22 protein-coding genes are annotated in these 16,096 nt (G+C 68.5%); 9 read left to right on the forward strand and 13 right to left on the reverse strand.

Features of this window, described 5'->3' with window-relative positions:
* Positions 1 to 49 precede the first annotated feature (49 nt).
* From V2L32_RS07235 to V2L32_RS07260, 6 genes are all read right to left on the reverse strand, one after another.
* Positions 50 to 1,141: a glycosyltransferase family protein gene (locus V2L32_RS07235; protein ID WP_331235810.1), complete on the reverse strand. Its 1,092-nt coding sequence runs from the start codon at positions 1,139 to 1,141 to the stop codon at positions 50 to 52.
* Positions 1,142 to 1,222: 81 nt separating this feature from the next.
* Positions 1,223 to 1,777 (reverse strand): type 1 glutamine amidotransferase domain-containing protein, encoded by a 555-nt coding sequence (locus V2L32_RS07240; RefSeq protein WP_331235811.1) that lies wholly within the window; start codon positions 1,775 to 1,777, stop codon positions 1,223 to 1,225.
* Positions 1,778 to 1,944: 167 nt separating this feature from the next.
* On the reverse strand, positions 1,945 to 3,105 hold the full coding sequence (locus tag V2L32_RS07245; protein ID WP_331235812.1) for an MFS transporter: 1,161 nt from the start codon (positions 3,103 to 3,105) through the stop codon (positions 1,945 to 1,947).
* Between the two features lie 162 nt (positions 3,106 to 3,267).
* The gene (locus tag V2L32_RS07250; RefSeq protein WP_331235813.1) at positions 3,268 to 3,588 is read right to left on the reverse strand and encodes a DUF7521 family protein; all 321 of its coding nucleotides are present in this window, start codon (positions 3,586 to 3,588) and stop codon (positions 3,268 to 3,270) included.
* Complete coding sequence (locus V2L32_RS07255; RefSeq protein WP_331235814.1) at positions 3,585 to 3,932, reverse strand: winged helix-turn-helix domain-containing protein; 348 nt, start codon at positions 3,930 to 3,932, stop codon at positions 3,585 to 3,587. Before V2L32_RS07255 ends, V2L32_RS07250 begins: the two co-directional genes overlap by 4 nt.
* Positions 3,933 to 4,063: 131 nt before the next feature.
* Positions 4,064 to 4,891, reverse strand: coding sequence for a hypothetical protein (locus V2L32_RS07260; protein ID WP_331235815.1), 828 nt, complete (start codon positions 4,889 to 4,891; stop codon positions 4,064 to 4,066).
* A gap of 168 nt (positions 4,892 to 5,059) precedes the next feature.
* Between V2L32_RS07260 and V2L32_RS07265 the strand changes: the two genes are divergently transcribed.
* The 3 genes from V2L32_RS07265 to V2L32_RS07275 all read left to right on the forward strand — a co-directional run bounded on the left by V2L32_RS07265 (position 5,060) and on the right by V2L32_RS07275 (position 7,679).
* Entirely contained in the window at positions 5,060 to 5,230 is a 171-nt protein-coding gene (locus V2L32_RS07265; protein ID WP_331235816.1) for an HVO_0758 family zinc finger protein, read from the forward strand.
* Between the two features lie 45 nt (positions 5,231 to 5,275).
* Positions 5,276 to 5,935: a hypothetical protein gene (locus V2L32_RS07270; protein WP_331235817.1), complete on the forward strand. Its 660-nt coding sequence runs from the start codon at positions 5,276 to 5,278 to the stop codon at positions 5,933 to 5,935.
* A gap of 61 nt (positions 5,936 to 5,996) precedes the next feature.
* Positions 5,997 to 7,679: an ATP-dependent DNA ligase gene (locus V2L32_RS07275; protein ID WP_331235818.1), complete on the forward strand. Its 1,683-nt coding sequence runs from the start codon at positions 5,997 to 5,999 to the stop codon at positions 7,677 to 7,679.
* A gap of 133 nt (positions 7,680 to 7,812) precedes the next feature.
* On the opposite strand, the gene V2L32_RS07280 is transcribed toward V2L32_RS07275, so the two are convergent.
* Both V2L32_RS07280 and V2L32_RS07285 read right to left on the reverse strand, forming a co-directional pair.
* Positions 7,813 to 8,625: an IS1096 element passenger TnpR family protein gene (locus V2L32_RS07280; RefSeq protein WP_331235819.1), complete on the reverse strand. Its 813-nt coding sequence runs from the start codon at positions 8,623 to 8,625 to the stop codon at positions 7,813 to 7,815.
* Complete coding sequence (locus tag V2L32_RS07285) at positions 8,622 to 9,590, reverse strand: hypothetical protein (RefSeq protein WP_331235820.1); 969 nt, start codon at positions 9,588 to 9,590, stop codon at positions 8,622 to 8,624. The genes V2L32_RS07280 and V2L32_RS07285 overlap by 4 nt, the downstream gene beginning before the upstream one ends.
* A 120-nt stretch (positions 9,591 to 9,710) precedes the next feature.
* Between V2L32_RS07285 and V2L32_RS07290 the strand changes: the two genes are divergently transcribed.
* Both V2L32_RS07290 and V2L32_RS07295 read left to right on the forward strand, forming a co-directional pair.
* Entirely contained in the window at positions 9,711 to 10,685 is a 975-nt protein-coding gene (locus V2L32_RS07290; protein WP_331235821.1) for an MBL fold metallo-hydrolase RNA specificity domain-containing protein, read from the forward strand.
* Between the two features lie 56 nt (positions 10,686 to 10,741).
* On the forward strand, positions 10,742 to 11,377 hold the full coding sequence (locus tag V2L32_RS07295; RefSeq protein ID WP_331235822.1) for an SOUL family heme-binding protein: 636 nt from the start codon (positions 10,742 to 10,744) through the stop codon (positions 11,375 to 11,377).
* Between the two features lie 137 nt (positions 11,378 to 11,514).
* On the opposite strand, the gene V2L32_RS07300 is transcribed toward V2L32_RS07295, so the two are convergent.
* Positions 11,515 to 11,649, reverse strand: a complete 135-nt coding sequence (locus tag V2L32_RS07300) for a hypothetical protein (protein ID WP_331235823.1) — start codon at positions 11,647 to 11,649, stop codon at positions 11,515 to 11,517.
* 49 nt (positions 11,650 to 11,698) lie between these two features.
* On the opposite strand from V2L32_RS07300, the gene V2L32_RS07305 reads away from it, so the two are divergent.
* From V2L32_RS07305 to V2L32_RS07320, 4 genes are all read left to right on the forward strand, one after another.
* A complete protein-coding gene (locus tag V2L32_RS07305) occupies positions 11,699 to 11,932 on the forward strand; it encodes a hypothetical protein (RefSeq protein ID WP_331235824.1) in 234 nt (77 codons plus the stop codon).
* A gap of 164 nt (positions 11,933 to 12,096) precedes the next feature.
* Positions 12,097 to 12,480 (forward strand): fluoride efflux transporter FluC, encoded by a 384-nt coding sequence (locus tag V2L32_RS07310; protein ID WP_331236591.1) that lies wholly within the window; start codon positions 12,097 to 12,099, stop codon positions 12,478 to 12,480.
* Positions 12,481 to 12,819, forward strand: coding sequence for a fluoride efflux transporter FluC (locus tag V2L32_RS07315; RefSeq protein ID WP_331235825.1), 339 nt, complete (start codon positions 12,481 to 12,483; stop codon positions 12,817 to 12,819).
* A 66-nt stretch (positions 12,820 to 12,885) separates the two neighbouring features.
* Positions 12,886 to 13,149, forward strand: coding sequence for a universal stress protein (locus tag V2L32_RS07320; RefSeq protein ID WP_331236592.1), 264 nt, complete (start codon positions 12,886 to 12,888; stop codon positions 13,147 to 13,149).
* A 166-nt stretch (positions 13,150 to 13,315) separates the two neighbouring features.
* Here the strand turns inward: V2L32_RS07320 and V2L32_RS07325 are convergent, their stop codons facing one another.
* Genes V2L32_RS07325 through V2L32_RS07340 form a run of 4 tightly spaced genes read right to left on the reverse strand, consistent with a single transcriptional unit; the run spans position 13,316 to position 16,036 of the window.
* Entirely contained in the window at positions 13,316 to 13,516 is a 201-nt protein-coding gene (locus tag V2L32_RS07325; protein WP_331236659.1) for a hypothetical protein, read from the reverse strand.
* Positions 13,516 to 14,604 (reverse strand): aldo/keto reductase, encoded by a 1,089-nt coding sequence (locus V2L32_RS07330; RefSeq protein ID WP_331235826.1) that lies wholly within the window; start codon positions 14,602 to 14,604, stop codon positions 13,516 to 13,518. Before V2L32_RS07330 ends, V2L32_RS07325 begins: the two co-directional genes overlap by 1 nt.
* Positions 14,605 to 14,634: 30 nt before the next feature.
* Positions 14,635 to 15,552, reverse strand: a complete 918-nt coding sequence (locus V2L32_RS07335; protein ID WP_331235827.1) for an SDR family oxidoreductase — start codon at positions 15,550 to 15,552, stop codon at positions 14,635 to 14,637.
* A 55-nt stretch (positions 15,553 to 15,607) separates the two neighbouring features.
* The gene (locus V2L32_RS07340) at positions 15,608 to 16,036 is read right to left on the reverse strand and encodes a DUF5791 family protein (protein ID WP_331235828.1); all 429 of its coding nucleotides are present in this window, start codon (positions 16,034 to 16,036) and stop codon (positions 15,608 to 15,610) included.
* Positions 16,037 to 16,096: the final 60 nt, after the last annotated feature.

A 16,096-nucleotide genomic window follows, 5' to 3' on the forward strand; every position in this document is an offset into this window, starting at 1 on the left:
CCTCGCGGCGCGCCGATGAGCGTTGCGTTCTCCGCTCCCCCGACCACCCCTACCTCACCGCGTCGAGGTCGGCGGCCGCCGCGGCGAGCACCTCCTCCGGGTGGATCGGCGCGTCCTCCCACGCGGGCAGCCGGGGATCGGCACACGGTGGGGCGATCGCTCCTGCGTACCGCTCGACCTGCTCCCGTTCGACCTCCGCGTCGTAGTCGAGCCCGTTGAACGCTGCGTCGGCGGCGTAGGACCGGATCAGCCCCTCGGCGTGCTCGCGGTACCGTTCCGGGAGTCGCCCGTAGTCCGGTTCGACGCCTCCGTCCTCGATCGCGCGACAGAGCGCCTCGCCCACGGATTCGGCCATCGCTTCCAGCCCCGAATCGCCGCCCACGGAGCGGTGTTCGTGCTCGTGGGTTCCGAGGTCGACCTGTGCCGTCCCCTCGCTTCCCACCACCGAGAACGCCTCCCCGAGCGTCCCGGCTTCGAACCCCCAGCCCGGATCGGCGCGGATCGCTCTCGCCACCTCCGCGCGCATCCCCACCTCCCCCGAGAGCGCGTAGCGGAACGCCGAGAGGTACTCGAGGATCGCCGCGTCGTGCTCTTCCGAGAGCGCCCGGAGCAGCGGGACGACGAACAGCCGGACGAGGCGTCCGTAGAGCCGTTCGTCCTCGAACCGGGCGTAGTAGCCCTTCGTGAACCCGTAGGTCGAGAGCGGCGCGAGCAGTCGCGGGACGTGTGCCGCGGTGTAGCTCGTCGTGTCCGAGTCGTGGACGGCGACGTACTCGCCTCGCTCCGCCGCGGTCCCGAGGGCGAGCCAGAGGTCCGTTCCCTTCCCACCCTGACCGTCGAGGCCCTCCTCCGAGAGCAGATCGGTGAGTCGGGGGCCGTTGCACCAGAGGGTGATGAGCGGGAGATCGAACCCGGAGAGCCACCGGTCGATTTCGGCCACCGCCGCCTCCGGGGCGCGCAGGGGAACGATCACCTCACCGGGGGAGACCTCGGAGAGGATCGCGAGCGTTCGGTCGGCGGCGGCCGATCCCCCCTCGCGGCTCGCCATCGGGACGATCACCGCGGAATCGGAGAGCGGGGCGTCGGGGACCGGATCGGTGAGGTCGTGCAGCGTCGCGATCCGCTCCTGGACGTACTCCATCACCCCTCCCTTCGACCGAGCGGACAAAAGGACCGCTATACTCCAGCCGCTCGCGGCCGGAGTCCCACCCGCCCCGGTCCGTCAGTGACGTCCTTCCTCGATCTCCTCGACGACTTTCTCACAGAAGGCGGGCAGGTCGCCCGGGTTGCGGCTGGTGACTAACCCCTCGTCGACGACCACCTCCTCGTCGACCCACTCGCCGCCGGCGTTTCGGATATCGGTCCGGAGGCTCGGATAGGAGGTAACCGTCCGTCCCTCGAGCACGTCCGCTTCGACCAGCATCCACGGCCCGTGACAGATCACGCCGAAGGGCTTTCTCTCCTCCGCGAACTCCCGGACGAAACTCACCGCGTCCTCGTCCGTGCGGAGTTCGTCGGCCCCGACGGTGCCGCCCGGGACGATCAGACCGTCGTAGTCGTCGGGAGAGGCCTCGGAGACGCTCTTTTCGACCTCGAAGGTCTCGCCCGGTTCGAGGTCGTCGTTCACGGCGTCGACCTCGCCGGTCTCGACGCCGACGACCTCGACGCTGGCGCCTGCGTCCTCAACGGCTTCCTTGGGATCGGTGAACTCGACCTCCTCGGTGCCTCTCGGAGCGATGAAGACCGCGACGTTCGTACCGGTGAGTTCGTCCGACATCGTCTACAGAGGAGCGCCCGCTCCCGCTTACCGACGATGCCTGCCGCTGCACCCCGATCACCGTACGCTCTCACGGCCCCGCCGTCTCCGGGTCCGACCGGACGAGCGACCGTGAACGAGCGGCCGACTGCCGAAATCGGTCGACACCGGCGTCGGGTTTCCAGACCTCACCGCGGACCGATCCGGTCGGTCGCGAGCAACCCCCCGACCGTGACCACGAGCATCGCGAGCGAGACGGCGAGGCCCTGGAAGACCGCGTCGTAGGCGAACCCCCGTTCGACGAGTTCGCCGACGAGCCAGCTCCCGAGCGACTGACCGAGCATCATCCCGCCGCTGAACATCGCGTACGCACCGCCACGGTGCTCGTCGGGGAACGCCGAGAGCAACACCGCGTCTGCGGCGGGGTAGAGGCTGTGGATGACGTAGCCGACGAGCGCGCTCACGACGATGATACCGAGGAGGCTCTCGGTGACGGTGAGAAGCAGGACGCTCCCGATGAACGTGCCGATGATACCGGCGAGGTAGGGCACGCTCGGGACGCGGTCGACGAGGATCCCGCTCACCCAGAAGGCGGGAACGCCGGCGGCGAAGACGACCGTGAGGAGGTTTCTCGCCGTTCCTGGCGTGAACCCACGGGCCTCCATGTACGAGGGGTAGAAGTTGAACAGCCCCTGCCAGACGAAGCTCGTCGCGCCGAAGACCACCACCCCGAGGACGATCAGCGACCACTCCGCACGGATCGCTCCCAGGAAGTCCCGGTCCGCGCCGCTCGCCGCGGGGAACTCCGTTCGGCGGGCCATGAGGGTGAAGTAGACCGTCGAGGCGAGCGCGCCGAGACCGATGGCGACGAACACGAGCCGCCAGGAGACGAACAGCGCGAGCGAGACCATCGGCGCGGCGATCACCGCCGAGAGCTGTGCGGCGGTGCCGTGGATACCGAGCGCCCGACCCACCCGTTCCGTGTACAGCTCCGCGATCAGCGGGTGTGCAGCGACGAAGTACGCCCCGCTCGCGGTTCCCAGTAGAACCGCGCCGATCGCGAGCGTGGCGATCGAATTCGCGAGCGTCGCGACGACCGACGAGAGGGTGAGCATCACGCCTGTCGCGAGCACCATCGTGTGCCGGGGGTAGATCGTCAGCAGGTAACCCGTCGGAATCCGGGGGATGGCGCTCCCGACCCAGACGAGCGTGACGATCAAGCCGACCGTGGCCGGACCGACTCCGAAGGCGTCCTGTAGCGGCTCGACCAGCGGCGCGAAGACCACCCTCGCGAGGTTCACGAGGAAGACCATCGCACAGAGCGAGCCGAAGACGCCTCTCCGTGTCACCTCCGGAGAGAACGGGTTCGTGGGTTCAACCCTTTCGAATCGTAGCCCTCCCGCCCGAACGTTCGTGTACGTCCGGGCGCGAACCGGGATCGAACGGTCGAGGCGGTGCTCGTCGGTTCCCGACGCTCGTTTCGTCGGTCGTTCTCGGGCCCGGAACCCCAGTCAGCCCCGCATGTAGAGCGAGTAGAGGATACAGGCGAGACCGACGACCTCGATCAGTCGACTGACGATCGGGAGCGTGTACGTGTAGGTGAAGGGGGTGAAGCCGACGGCGTCGCCGACCGAGGCGGCGGCGAGCGAGAGCACGAAGGGGGCGATGGTGACGAGCGCGAGGCCGGCCGCGAGGTAGAGCATCGGTCGACTCTCTGCACGTCGGTAGCCGCGGTAGGCCTGGAAGACGATGAGAAAGCCCATCGCCATCGCGAGCAGCGTCACGGCGAGCAAGAGGAGGTACGCCCCCGCCGGACCGAGGAGGTCGTTCATCTGACCCCCTCCCACAGCCGGGCGAAGCGGTCGGCCGGGTCCTCCTCGTCGACCTCGACACCGACTGCGAGTTCGCCCTCTACGAGTTCGACCGTGACCCGACGGAGGGTGGCCTCGTAGACGCCGTAATGTCTCCCCTCCTCGCCGATCCGGGTGTACTCCTCGACGAGGCCACACTCGATCAGGCGGTCGATACGCCGGTAGATCGTCGGGAGCGAGGCGTCACACGCCTCGCTCAGGGCTTTCGCTGACATCGCTTGCTCGCTCGCCTCCGTGAGGATCGCTCGTGCGTACTCGTCGTCGAGCAGCGCGAACAGCTCGTCCGGCGGCGGCTCCTCACTCACGGCTCTCCCCTCTCGACCCGCGGACCTAAACCCGAGGGAGGTTTTCCGATCCGGAGAATCGCTCTCCGATCCGGAATCACCCTCTCGTGGTTCCGACGAAACCCGACCGACTTGGCCCCTCGCGTTCTCCGTCACGGGTTGAGGCGCTCTCCCAGCCCCGTCGGATCCCCTCTGAGCTCGACGTAGGCCCGTGCGTAGACCGCGAGCGCGATCATCGCCGCGAGCGAGGCGAGCGGGACCATCGCGAGCGTCGGGAGGAGTTCGCCCGGGAGGACGAGCGTCGGTGCCGTGATCCCGGCCTGCATCGCCCAGATCACGACCGCGAGCGCGAACAGCCGGAGGCGGTGACCCCGGGCCAGTCGCCAGCTATCGCGGAGTGAGGCGAGCGCCCGCGCGTCGCGGACGGCGATCTCGTAGGTGACGAAGAGGAGGCTGACGACGAGGAAGACGGCGAGGACGAGCCCCACGAGGACCATCGACAGGACCACCCCGACGAGCGCGAGGCCGGTCAGTTCGCCCAGCAGCCAGTAGAGCGGGACGAACGGGAGGGCGAACGCGACGGCGTAGAGGACGAAGACGACGACGTCGGCGACGAGCGCGCTGAGCGTCGCCCGGCCGATCCGCCGGAAGACGTAGGGATCGGGGATCCGATCGCGCTCGCCGCCGACGAACGTCCGGACCGCGACGATCGAGACGGGGATCGCGAGCAGGCTCGTCAGGAGGGTCGCGAGCGCCGTCGCGACCGCACCGACCGCGAACGGGAGCTGTTCGCCGGGTTCCGGGGCACCCTCCGCACCCACCAGACCGTCGCCGATCGGGACGTAGACCTGCCCGGCGCTGTAGACGAGCAACATCGAGAACAGCTGCACGGCCGCGAACAGCGCCATCAGCACGAGCCCGTTCCGGCTCGCCGCGATCCGCGCGCCGCCGACGAGAACCGTCCGAAAGCGAAACGACATACCGGCCACTGCAGGTGCAGATCGCATAAACCCGGCGCCACTGTTCTCACTCTGAAACTGACGCTCCGCGTCGGAGACCGGTCTCGGGTCCGACCGGGTGCCCGGATCGGGACGAAACGTATCGGGTAGCCGGAGAGCTTTTACCGGCTGAACGCCAATCGCCGTTCCGTGAAATCCGTCAGAAAGGCGTTACGCGACGGCGACCTCGGGAAGGACACCTACGACCGCCTCGAGTGCGCCGCCTGCGAGCGCGCGCTCTCGACGCGAAACGATCCGGGCGAGATCGGCACGGTCCGACGCTGTGACGACTGTGGCCGGCGCTGGCGGGCGATCGGCTAGAGCGGGGTCCCGAAGGGCTATCCGTATCGCTCCGGAACGTTGGCCATGAGCGAGTCACGACGGCGCTCCGGCCCGGTCTACGCGACGGGCGACCGCCGAACGGGCGACGCCCCTCACCATCACGAGTCGGTCTACGACTTCTTCGTCGACCTGATCCAGGGCGGCTTCGCCCAGGTCACGATCTTCACGCTCCCGGTGCTGTTCGTCCTCGCGGCCACGCCCGTCTACGCGATCGAAGTCGGAACCGCGGCCGTCGTCTCGGTGCTCACGTTGACGTTCTTCCTCCCGCTCTTTCGGGGCGGTCACCTCGCCGTGGGCCGTCGGTGGCCGGTCCTCACGAACCGCAAACTCGGGACGGGCACCGGCTACCGGGCGCTCTTCACTCGGGCTGTGGTCCTCTCGTGTTCGCTCCTGCTCGCCGCGTACACCGCAGTCCTCGCCGAGCTCGTCACCGGGTCGTTCGTGGCGAACGCGCTGACCGCGCTGGTGCTGAGCGTCGCCGCACTCGTCGCGCTCCCGTACCTCTCTGCCGGCTCGCGCCGAGCACGCCTCGCCCGTTTCGCCTACTGTCTATCGAGCTTCCTTCCGATGGTCGCGCTCTTCGCGCTGACGCCGGCAGCCCTCGAACCGGGGCTCGTCGTACTCGTGCTCGTCGTCCTCTGCTCCGTGATCGTGGACGCCCGCTCGGTGCTCCTCCCCCGGTGAGCTCCGGGGATCGCACTCGCCACCGGGCTCCATTTGCCTCCCGGGTCCGTAGCACCCTCGAATGGAGTACGCCGCCCTCGTGGAGCTGTATCGAGAGCTCGATGCGACCGACTCGAACCTGGAGAAGACGGCGATCCTCGCCGACGTGTTCGCCGAGGCGGACGAGACGCACCTCCCCCTGCTGGTCACGCTCTGTCGCGGCGAGGCGTTCCCCGCCCGCGAATCGGCGGAACTCGGCATTTCATCGAAGCTGACCCGCGAGGCGATATCGAAGGCGACCGGGATCGGTGAGGGAGAGATCGAGGACGCCTGGCGCGAGACCGGCGACCTGGGCGACGCCGCGGCGTGGGCGGTCTCTGAGCGAACCCAGCAGGCGCTCGTTCCCACGACCCTCGACGTCGAGACGGTCCACGCCACTCTCGAGGGTATCGCGGGCTACAGGGGCGAGGGCAGTCAGGGGCGACGGATCGACGCCGTCTCCCGGCTGCTCTCGGACGCCGATCCGGAGGAGGCACGCTACCTCGTCCGAACCGTCCTCGGCCACCTCCGCGTTGGCGTCGGTTCCGGGACGATCCGCGACGCGCTCGCCGAGGCTTTCTTGGATGGGGAGGAGGCTGATCGGGCGGCGATCGAGCGCGCCTACCAGCTCACGAGCGACTACCGGATCGTCGCCGAGACAGCCCGGAATGGGGGACGGGAGGGGCTCCGAGAGCTCTCGATCGAGCTCTTCCGGCCGATCGACCTGATGCTCGCGGAGAAGTCGGAGGGGATCGCCGAGGCGATCCGTGACGTCGCGGGGGAGGGTGAGGCGGTACTCTGGGAGTACAAGTACGACGGGATCCGGGTGCAGATCCACAAACGGGGCGAGGAGGTCAGGGTCTTCACCCGACGGCTAGAGGAGATCACGGCGGCGTTTCCGGAAGCGGTTTCGGCGGTCGAGCAGTCGGTCTCGGCGGAGTCGGCGCTACTCGACGCCGAACTCGTGGGCTACGACCGAGAGACGGAGAGACCGGTGGCGTTTCAGCAGCTCTCCCGGCGCGTCCGCCGGAAGTACGACGTGGAGGAGCTTTCAGAGGAGGTTCCTACGACGCTCCACGTCTTCGACCTGCTCTTCTGTGAGGGGAGATCGCTGCTCGACGAACCGCTTTCGGAGCGTCTCTCCCGGCTCGATCCGCTTCTCTCCGACCGCGAGGGGATCGAACACGCCGAACGACTCCGATCGCATGAGGAAGAACGCGCTCACGAGTTCTACGAGGAGGCGCTCGCGGCGGGCCACGAGGGTGTGATGGCGAAGAACGCGGCGGCCAGCTACCAGCCCGGCCGACGGGTCGGTCACATGGTGAAAGTGAAGCCGGCGATGGAGCCACTGGACCTGGTGGTGACCCGCGCGCAGTGGAGCGAGGGCCGGCGAAGCGACTACCTCGGCCGGCTCTTCCTCGGGTGTTACGACCCCGATACCGACACCTATCCCGAGGTCGGCCGCCTCTCGACGGGCTACACCGACGAGGAACTCGCGGAACTGACCGCCCTCCTCGAACCGCTCGTCACCGGCATCGAGGGGAGACGGGTGTCGCTCCGGCCTGAACTCGTCCTCGAGATCGAGTACGAGGAGATCCAGAACTCGCCGGAGTACGACTCGGGGTTCGCGCTGCGGTTTCCTCGCTTCCTCCGCCGACGCGACGACCTGGCGCCGGCGGACGCCGACACGCTCTCGCGCGTCGAGGCGCTCTACGAGGGACAGTAGCCGGTCGGGGTCGACAGGCGGAACCGGGTGACGCGAACGTGCTCGACCCGCCGACACGACGCCGCATCCCGACCCCACGGCCATTACAGGTGCCCGTAGCCTCGGCGTTCGAGCTCCCGGTCCAGCTCCGCGTTCATCGCTTCGAGCCCGCGGTCGTCGAGTCCCGAATCCCGCGCGACGCTCGTGGCGTCAGCGACGGTGGCGTGCCACTCCCGTACCGCGTCCACGAGCCGACCGAGCGCCGCTTCCTCCGTCGCTTCGCCCCGTTCGATCCCGGCTGCCACGTCCCAACCGTGGTCGAGGTGTTCGAGCAGGTATTCGGCGTCTTCGAACCGGATCGCCACCCTGCCCGACTCGCCGGATTCCGTCCTTCTGAGGGCGAGGACGTGTTCGACGTCCTCACGTTCCTCGAGCGCACGGAGGTCGTCGACCGGCACTGGACCGTCCGGGAAGATCGATTCGAGCGGTTCCGGGAGCGCCGTCCCCTCCCAGTCGGCGGGTGATACTGCTCGACGGGGTCTCCTTTCTCCTTCACGACCTCCGGCGCTCTGTCCCCCGACTCGTCCCGGAGGACCTCCTTCAGTATCGCGTAGAACCGCCACTCGTCACCGTAATCGAACAGGTAGCAGATCCGGTCGCGCTCTGCCAGCCCCGGCCGTCCGACCATTCCGTCGATCGTCGTCTCCTCGGCGTTGTACACCTCCTCGTCGGGGCGTATCGATCCCCCGGGTAGCTCCTCGAACTCCAGTGGACACTGGTACTTCACGTCGCTCCGCCAGTACTCCTCGCCCGCGCCGACGAACCAGAGGTGGTCCCGGCCGAGCCCGACCGATCGGTTGAACGCCGCCTGGAACTCGTCGACCGTTCTCTCCCCGCCGATCACGACGTCCCGCCACAGCGACGTCGGATCCGGATCGAGCTTGACGCGGAACCGGTAGGCCGTCAACCCCGTATCTCCCCGCCCGTGCGGAAGCTCGTGAGGTCGCCGATCCGCCGCTCTAGCTCCTCGATCTCCCGGCGGAGCGTCTCCGCTTCGGCGTCCTCGCTCGTCGCGAGCCGGTCCTTCAACCCCTGAAGGCGCGAGCGTTTGACCTCCTCGTCCACCTCGGCCTTCCTGACGTACTCGCGCTCGTCGACGTCGTAGACGGCGGATTCCGGAAGGGTCGTCACCTCGAGCGCTTCGTCGACCTTCTCGCGATCGACGCCGGTCACCCGCTCGCGATCGATTCCGGCGTCCTCCAGGATCGAGAGCACCTCGTCGTCCTTGAGCGACCGATTGCGGCGGCTCGTCCGCCGGACCGATCCGTACTGTCCGTGGACGGGTCGGTCGTGGTGAAGCCTGGCGAGGAGCGTGTCGGTCACCTCCCGCCGGAAGTCGTCTGCGTTCCGTTGTACGTCGGAGAGAAGCGTGTAGAGGTCCACGAGGGTCTCCGTCTCCAGGCCCTGCAGATCGGTCACGTCGTGGCGTTCGAGCGCGTCGACGAGGAGGAGGGACTCCGAGTAGACGTCCAGACCGTCGGGTTCGGTCCGCTCTCGCTCCTCGGGTTCGGCTGCCGCATCGACCAGCCGGGTCGACGTCGGCCCCTCCGTCTCGACGATGACACCCGCCTCCTCGTCGACCTCGAACCGCGGGTGCAGGCTCAGTACCGCGGGGTACGGATCGGCATCGGGCGGGAGCCTGTCGAGGGCGAACCCGTCGCGGGCGTCCCGAACGCGGTGATAGAGCGTCTCGAACTGCTCGCGCTGGAGCGGTCGCTTCTCCCCCGAGTCCTCGAACCGGATTACCACCCGGTGTTCCTGCGTGTCGACGACGCGAAACCGCCGGTGCGACAGCGACGCAAGGAACGTAGCGCCCTCGGGGAGCCCGTCGAGGCCCTCGAGGAGCGTCTTCCAACTGACGCTGAACGACATGAACGTCGGTTACCCGGCGATCCAGTTACCGGTTCTCGATGGGGTGATCACCCCAGAGGGGACCTCGATCACGCTCCTCGCTCGAAAGCGTGAAAGCCGTACGTCGCTCACCGGATAGCGGTGCCAGTCAGACACACCGACGGGATCGAGATCCCCCTCGGTAACGAAACGGTCGTCTGCGACGCGACCGTTCCAACTGGGATCGCCGCGTTGAGCCACGCCCACGGCGACCACCTCTACCGCGAGCGTCCGGAGGAACTGCTCTGCTCGGCGCTGACCGCCGGCCTCGCGGAGGTGCGCCGGCGGGAGGAGGGTCGGATCTCCCGGACGACCCACCCGGCGGTCGATCTCGTCCCCGCCGGCCACGTCGCCGGTTCCCGGTCGATCCTGGTGACCGACGAGGGTGGTCGGAAGACGCTCTACACGGGCGACATCTCGACGCGCGATCGCTTCTTCCTCCGAGGGTTCGAACCGCCAGACGCGGACGAACTGGTGATCGAGACGACCTACGGCGAGCCGGCGTACGTCTTCCCGCCGCAGGACGACCTCGAAGCCGAGATCACGGACTGGCTCTCGGACACGATGGACGCGCCCGTACTGCTCTTCGGCTACACGCTCGGCCGGGCGCAGGAGCTCGAGAAACTGGTCGAGCGCTCGGAGCGGGATCGGCTGTTCGTGACGCGGGCTACCGCACGGATCGACCGGGTGATCGAGTCACACACGGACGTCGAGTTCGCCTCCGAGCGCTACCGCGAGGAGACGACCTTGGAACCGGGTGACGCGCTCGTCCTCCCGACGCAGACGAGCAGACTCTCGTTCGTCGAGAAACTCCGCGAGGAGGGGGCGATCAAGGCCGGCTTCTCCGGCTGGGCGACGAACCCCGGGTTCGAGTTTCGGGGCGACTACGACGTCACGTTCGCGCTCTCGGACCACTGCGATTTCGAGGAGCTGCTCTCGGTCGTGCGGACGGTCGACCCGGAGGTGGTCTACACGCACCATGGGTCGACCGACGCCTTCGCGAGCCACCTGACCCGGGAACTGGGCTACGACGCCCGGTCGTTGAAGCGCGACCAGACGACGCTCGGTGAGTTCTAGCGGCCGACCGCCGGCCGCGGGCCCGACTTATCCGTTCGGCGAACGTAGGGGGTCGAATGAAGAACAGGACGCGACTCCTCGCGCTCGCAGGGGTGGGCCTCGCCGCGACGGTCGGAAAGCGCACGATCGAGAGCCGCCGGGCCGAGCGGGTCCCGTACGAGACTGTCGAGGAGGGAGACGACGTCGAGCTCCGGCGCTACCCCCGGTGCGTGCTCGTCGAGACGACGGCACCGACGGAGACGGCGGCGTTCCGACGCCTCGCGGAGTACATCGGCGGCGAGAACGAGGGGGTCGAGACGGTCTCGATGACGGCGCCGGTCCGCACCGGTAGCGAGGCGGGAGGCGTCGACGTCCCGATGACCGCGCCGGTCCGCACGGACGAGGGAGGGGAGGGTGTGCGGATGGCCTTCTACCTCCCGTCGAGCTACGACGCGGCGAACGCGCCGCTCCCGACCGATCCCGCCGTTCGGCTGATCGTCGAGCCGTCCCGGACGCTCGCCGTCTCGGACTTCTCGTGGTTCGCGACCGACGACCGGGTCGAACACGCAGAGCGCCGGCTGCGCGAGGCACTCGACGAGTGGGGCGTCGAACCTCACGGGGAGGCGGTCCTTCTCCGGTACGACCCGCCGTGGACGCTCCCGTTCCTCCGGACGAACGAGGTGGCGGTCGAGGTCCGGGCGGCGGGGGAGTGACGGGACCGGTCAGCAGGCCCTACTCCCGCGTTTCTCACTCTCGGGGTACGACCCACACCGGCCGGGACGACCCGCGAACACCGCCGGAGCCGGGCGACCTCCTCGAGGAGCTCGACCGACTCGAACGGGCCGTCGACTCACCGGAGGAGCGCGAACAGGTGAGACGGACGATCCACGTCGCCCGTACTGCCCCATGGTGGCGTCTTCGGCCAGCGGATCCGCCCGTTCGGCCCGCCCGACGTCGCGGAGGCGTCCGTCGGGAGCGTCGTCATCGGATTACCGCTCCTCGTCGAGGACGGCGTCCTCGACATCGGGACCTTCATGGCCGCCTCGCCGGCCTTTATCCTCGCGAACCTCGGGTTCGCCCTCGCGCTCGTCGTCGGCCTGCTCTACGTCGCTCGGTTCCAGCGGGTCGAGATCGTCGATCCCTACTTCGGCGTGCTGCCTCGCCGGCTCGTCGGCGTACTCGCCGTCTCGTTCGTCACCGCGACGCTCATGATGACGCTCTGGGGCGCGTCGACTGGGCCGATCAGTGGCTCGCGCTCTGTCAGATGAGCGTGAGCTTCACGGGGATGGCCGTCGGCGTCCCTCGGGGACATCCTTCCGGGCGAGCGCCGGCGCGAGTGACAACGGTTATCCCGCCCCCCTCGGTACGGGGAGCCAACTGGCGATGGAGTCAGCCCCGGTACCGAGACCGGCCGATGACCATTTCGAGAGCCATGTCGCAGGTCCATCCCCTCGCGCGCATCGAGACGGTGTTGATGATCGGTATCGGCGGGTTCGCCGGGTCGAACCTCCGCTACTTCGTCGAGCTGACGGTGCCCTCGACGCTCGGGGCGACGCTCGCCGTGAACGTGCTCGGGAGCTTCGCGCTGGGCGTCCTCCTCTACGAGGCGATCTACAGCGGGGCGTTCTCGGACCAGGCGGGCACCGTCTTCGGCACGGGCTTTCTCTCCTCGTTCACTACCTACAGCATGTTCGTCTTCGACCTCTTCACGAGCGCGCCTCGGCTCGCGCTCGCCTACCTCTGCGCGAGCTATCTCCTGGGTTTTCTCGGGGTGCTCGCCGGTCAGTCCGTCGCCCGGCGGCTGGAGGCGATCTGAGTGGAGGCGTATCTCCTGGGAACCGGCGGGGCGATCGGCGCCGTCCTGAGACACCTCGTCTACCAGCTGCTCGTCGACCAGGACCTCCCGGTTCCAACGCTCGTCGTGAACGTCGTCGGCAGTTTCGTCTTCGGTCTCGTCGTCTTCGGCGGCGCCGCCTCGGACACCTTCTTCTTCCTCGGGATCGGGGCCTGTGGCGCGTTCACCACCTTCTCGACGTTCTCCTACGAGACGGTTCGGCTCTGGCAGGAGGGGCGGTGGGGGCTTTCGATCGGCAACGCCGCCGCGAACGCGCTCTGCTCGCTCGGGGCGATGGGCGTCGCCTGGCTCCTCGTTTGAGCCCCGTCGGGTGGCCCCAGTAACGTATTCCTCCGCGGCGGTCCAACGGGCTCCATCTACGAGACGATCCTCTTCCCGACCGACGGCAGCGAGGGCGCGAGGGTCGCCACGACACACGCGGTCGACCTCGCGACGACGTACGACGCGACCTCGCACGTCGTCCACGTGATCGACGATCGGTCGTTCGAGGCCGAAACGATCTCCGGAACGGTCCCCGAAGCGCGTCGCGAACGCGGCGAGCGGTCGTTCGAGGAGGTCGAGGCGCTCGCGGTCGACGCCGGGGTCGACGTCGTCGGCCGGATTCGGCGGGGAATCCCACACCAGGATTGATCCTCGCGTACGCGGGGGAGAGCGACGTCGCCCTCGTCGTGACCGGAACGCACGGTCGCTCCGGACTGGCACGCTATCTCCTCGGAAGCGTGGCCGAGCGCGTCGTACGGACCTCGCCGGTTCTTGTCCACACCGTCGGCGCGGATCCGGGCTGCCCTCCTGCGTGTTACCCCGTCCTCGACGACCGGTCCATCGTGGGCGTCGCCCACGCCTCGAGGACGACGCCGGCGGCGGTCCCACAGAGCAGGCCGAGCAGCGGCCACAGCGCCAGGTCGCCGAGGGCGTATCCTACCAGCGTTCCGGCGACGACACCGGTCGTCGTCCCGGCCGCGAACGCCGCCGTCGCCCGCCGTTCGATCGCGTCCATCACTCGAACACCGAATCGAACGTCTCGGCTCCCAGCGGATCGAACCGCCCGGCAGCGACGTTCTCCTCGACGTGTTCTCCCCGACTCGCTCCGACCAGCGCGCTCGTCACGCCCGGGGCGCTCCGCGCGAAGTTGATCGCCCGCTGGACCGGGGAGCCGCCCGCGAGCAGCGAGGTGACCTCCTCCGGGAGCCCGTCCGCGAGCTCGCCCTGTCCGATGCTCGTGCTCGTGAACACGGAGAGGCCGGCGTTCTGGGCGAACCAGAGTGCGCTCTCGGTGCCGTCCCGTCCCTCGTGGGCTTCGACGGTGAACGCATCGGCCATGTGAACGTTGAACGGAAGCTGGATCGCTCTCAGACCGGTCGAGGTGTTCCCCACCGTCTTCGCCGCCGACCGCGCCCGCGAGACGATCTCGGGTAACGAGAGGTAGCTCTCGTGCTCCTCGTGGACGCGCAGCGCCTCCCAGGTCGCCACCCCGTAGTACCGGAGTTCGCCCGCTGCCCGGCGCTCTTCGAGCCGCTCGAACGCTCTCTCTAGCTGGCCGTAGACCTCCGTCCGCGAGCGGACCCTGAGCTGTGTTTCGGGGTTGTGGAGGTAGTAGAGGTCGATCACCTCCAGGTCGAGGTTCTCCCTCGAGCGGTCGAACTGGTCGTCGACGTAGTCGGGAGAGAGCGCGTGGGCGCCCATCGCGAGGTCGTCGACGTCGAGTATCCCGCTGTCGACGTACGCCGATTTCACGTAGCTTCCCGGGTCCGACGGCCGCTCGCCGTCGAACGGGACGAACCCGCCCTTCGTCGCCACGAGCACCGCTTCTCTCTCCACCTCGCTCTCGACGAGCGCCTCGCCCACGACCCGCTCGGAACGCTGGTGGCGGTAGTTGATCGCCGTGTCGATCACGTTACAGCCGCGTTCGAGCGCCGTGAGAATCGCCTCGCGGTACCGGTCGTCGACCGTGTCGGTCGGCTCGCCGAGGTAGGTCCCGAGGCCGATACTGGAGACCACCCCGTCGCCGAACCGGCGGAAGTAGGTGCGACCGAACTCCTCGCCGAACCGGTCGCGGTATGCCCACGTCGCCTCCTTCGTCGCCATGACTCGAGTTCGGGCCCTGGCTGCAAAAGGCTACGAGGTCGGGGCGCCGTCGTCGCCGCAACGAGACCGCTCCCCGGACGTGTACGCGAGCACCGCCTCCCTGTACCCCTCGCGATAGGTCGGATACGAGAGCTCGTAGCCCAGGTCGCGGAGCTTCGCGTTCGAACAGCGCTTGCTCGTCAGGAGCCGTCGCCGGGCGGCCTCGGAGAGATCTCCCTCGGCGAGTCGCTCCTCCTTCGTCCGTTTCGCCGGTGGCTCCACGCCACACTGCTCGGCGAGCCAGTCGGCGAACGCCCACTTGTCCGCGGGTTCGTCGTCGGCGACGAGCACGACCTCCTCCCGCGCGAGTCCCTCCTCGAGCAGGTAGCGCACCGCCCCGGCAGCGTCCTCTCGGTGGACCATGTTCAGGTAGCCCTCCGTGACCGGTCCCTCCAGGTAGCGCTCTAACCGGTACCGGTCCGGGCCGTAGAGTCCGGCGAACCGGGTCACTGTACCTGGAATCGGCGACTCCAGCGCGATCCGCTCGGCCTCGGCGAGTACGCCCGTCTTCTCCGTCGTCGGTTCGAGGGGCGTCTCCTCGTCCACCCAGTCTCCCCCGTGGTCGCCGTAGACGCCCGTGCTGGAGGTGTAGACGAGTCTGGTGGGCGCTCGTTCGCGTCCCGCGAACTGCCCGACCGCGGTCTGTAGCCCCTCGACGAACACCTCGCTGGCGGCGTCGGCACCCCGTCCACCCGAACTGGCGGCGAAGACGAGCGCGTCGGAATCGGGTACGGAGGCGAGTGACTCCGGATCGGTCACGTCCGCTCGCACCCCGTCGAAACCGGCCTCCTCGATCACGTCGATACCCTCCTTCGATCGGCGCACCCCGACGACGTCGTGTCCTCGGGCGGTCAGCTGTCGACCCAGTTCGATCCCCACGTAGCCACAGCCGAGTATCGCGATCTCCATGTCCGCGGTTCGGATCGAGCCGCCAAAACCCCTCCTCCAGCGACCGCGTCCCGTGTTACGGCTTTCTGTCCTCGATCGTGTACCGGAGGTGGGCGTACTCCGCGAGGCTCGTCGGCGCACGTCCCTCGACCTTCTGCTGGACCTCCTTCGCGTCGAGGTCGAGCTCCAGGTTCGCCGCGAGCGTCTCCACGTCGAGGACCGCCGTCGTCATCCCCATCAGGAGTCGATCCTGCATCTCTGCCTCGATGATCTCCGCGCTCGGCTCCCCCTCTGAGAGCGCGAGGATCGCCGCCGCTTCCTCCGTACCGAGCTCTGGTGACTCGCCGGCGACGAGCGCCTCCAGCAGGGCCTCCTCGATGCCGGTCCCCTCGCTCGCCGTGGCGATCCCCCTCTCCTCGATTACGCCGGCGAGTTCGCGCTCGTAGCGCTCTCTGAGCGTCTCCGGGGTGAGGTCCTCCGTATCGACCGTCTGGTCGGTGAGCATTGACTGCGAGAGGGGGCGACCGCCGAAAGGCGTTGTTCTTTCCCACGAGGACGGGTGTAC

This window comes from Halalkalicoccus sp. CGA53, assembly GCF_036429475.1.
GTDB classification, from domain to species: domain Archaea; phylum Halobacteriota; class Halobacteria; order Halobacteriales; family Halalkalicoccaceae; genus Natronorarus; species Natronorarus salvus.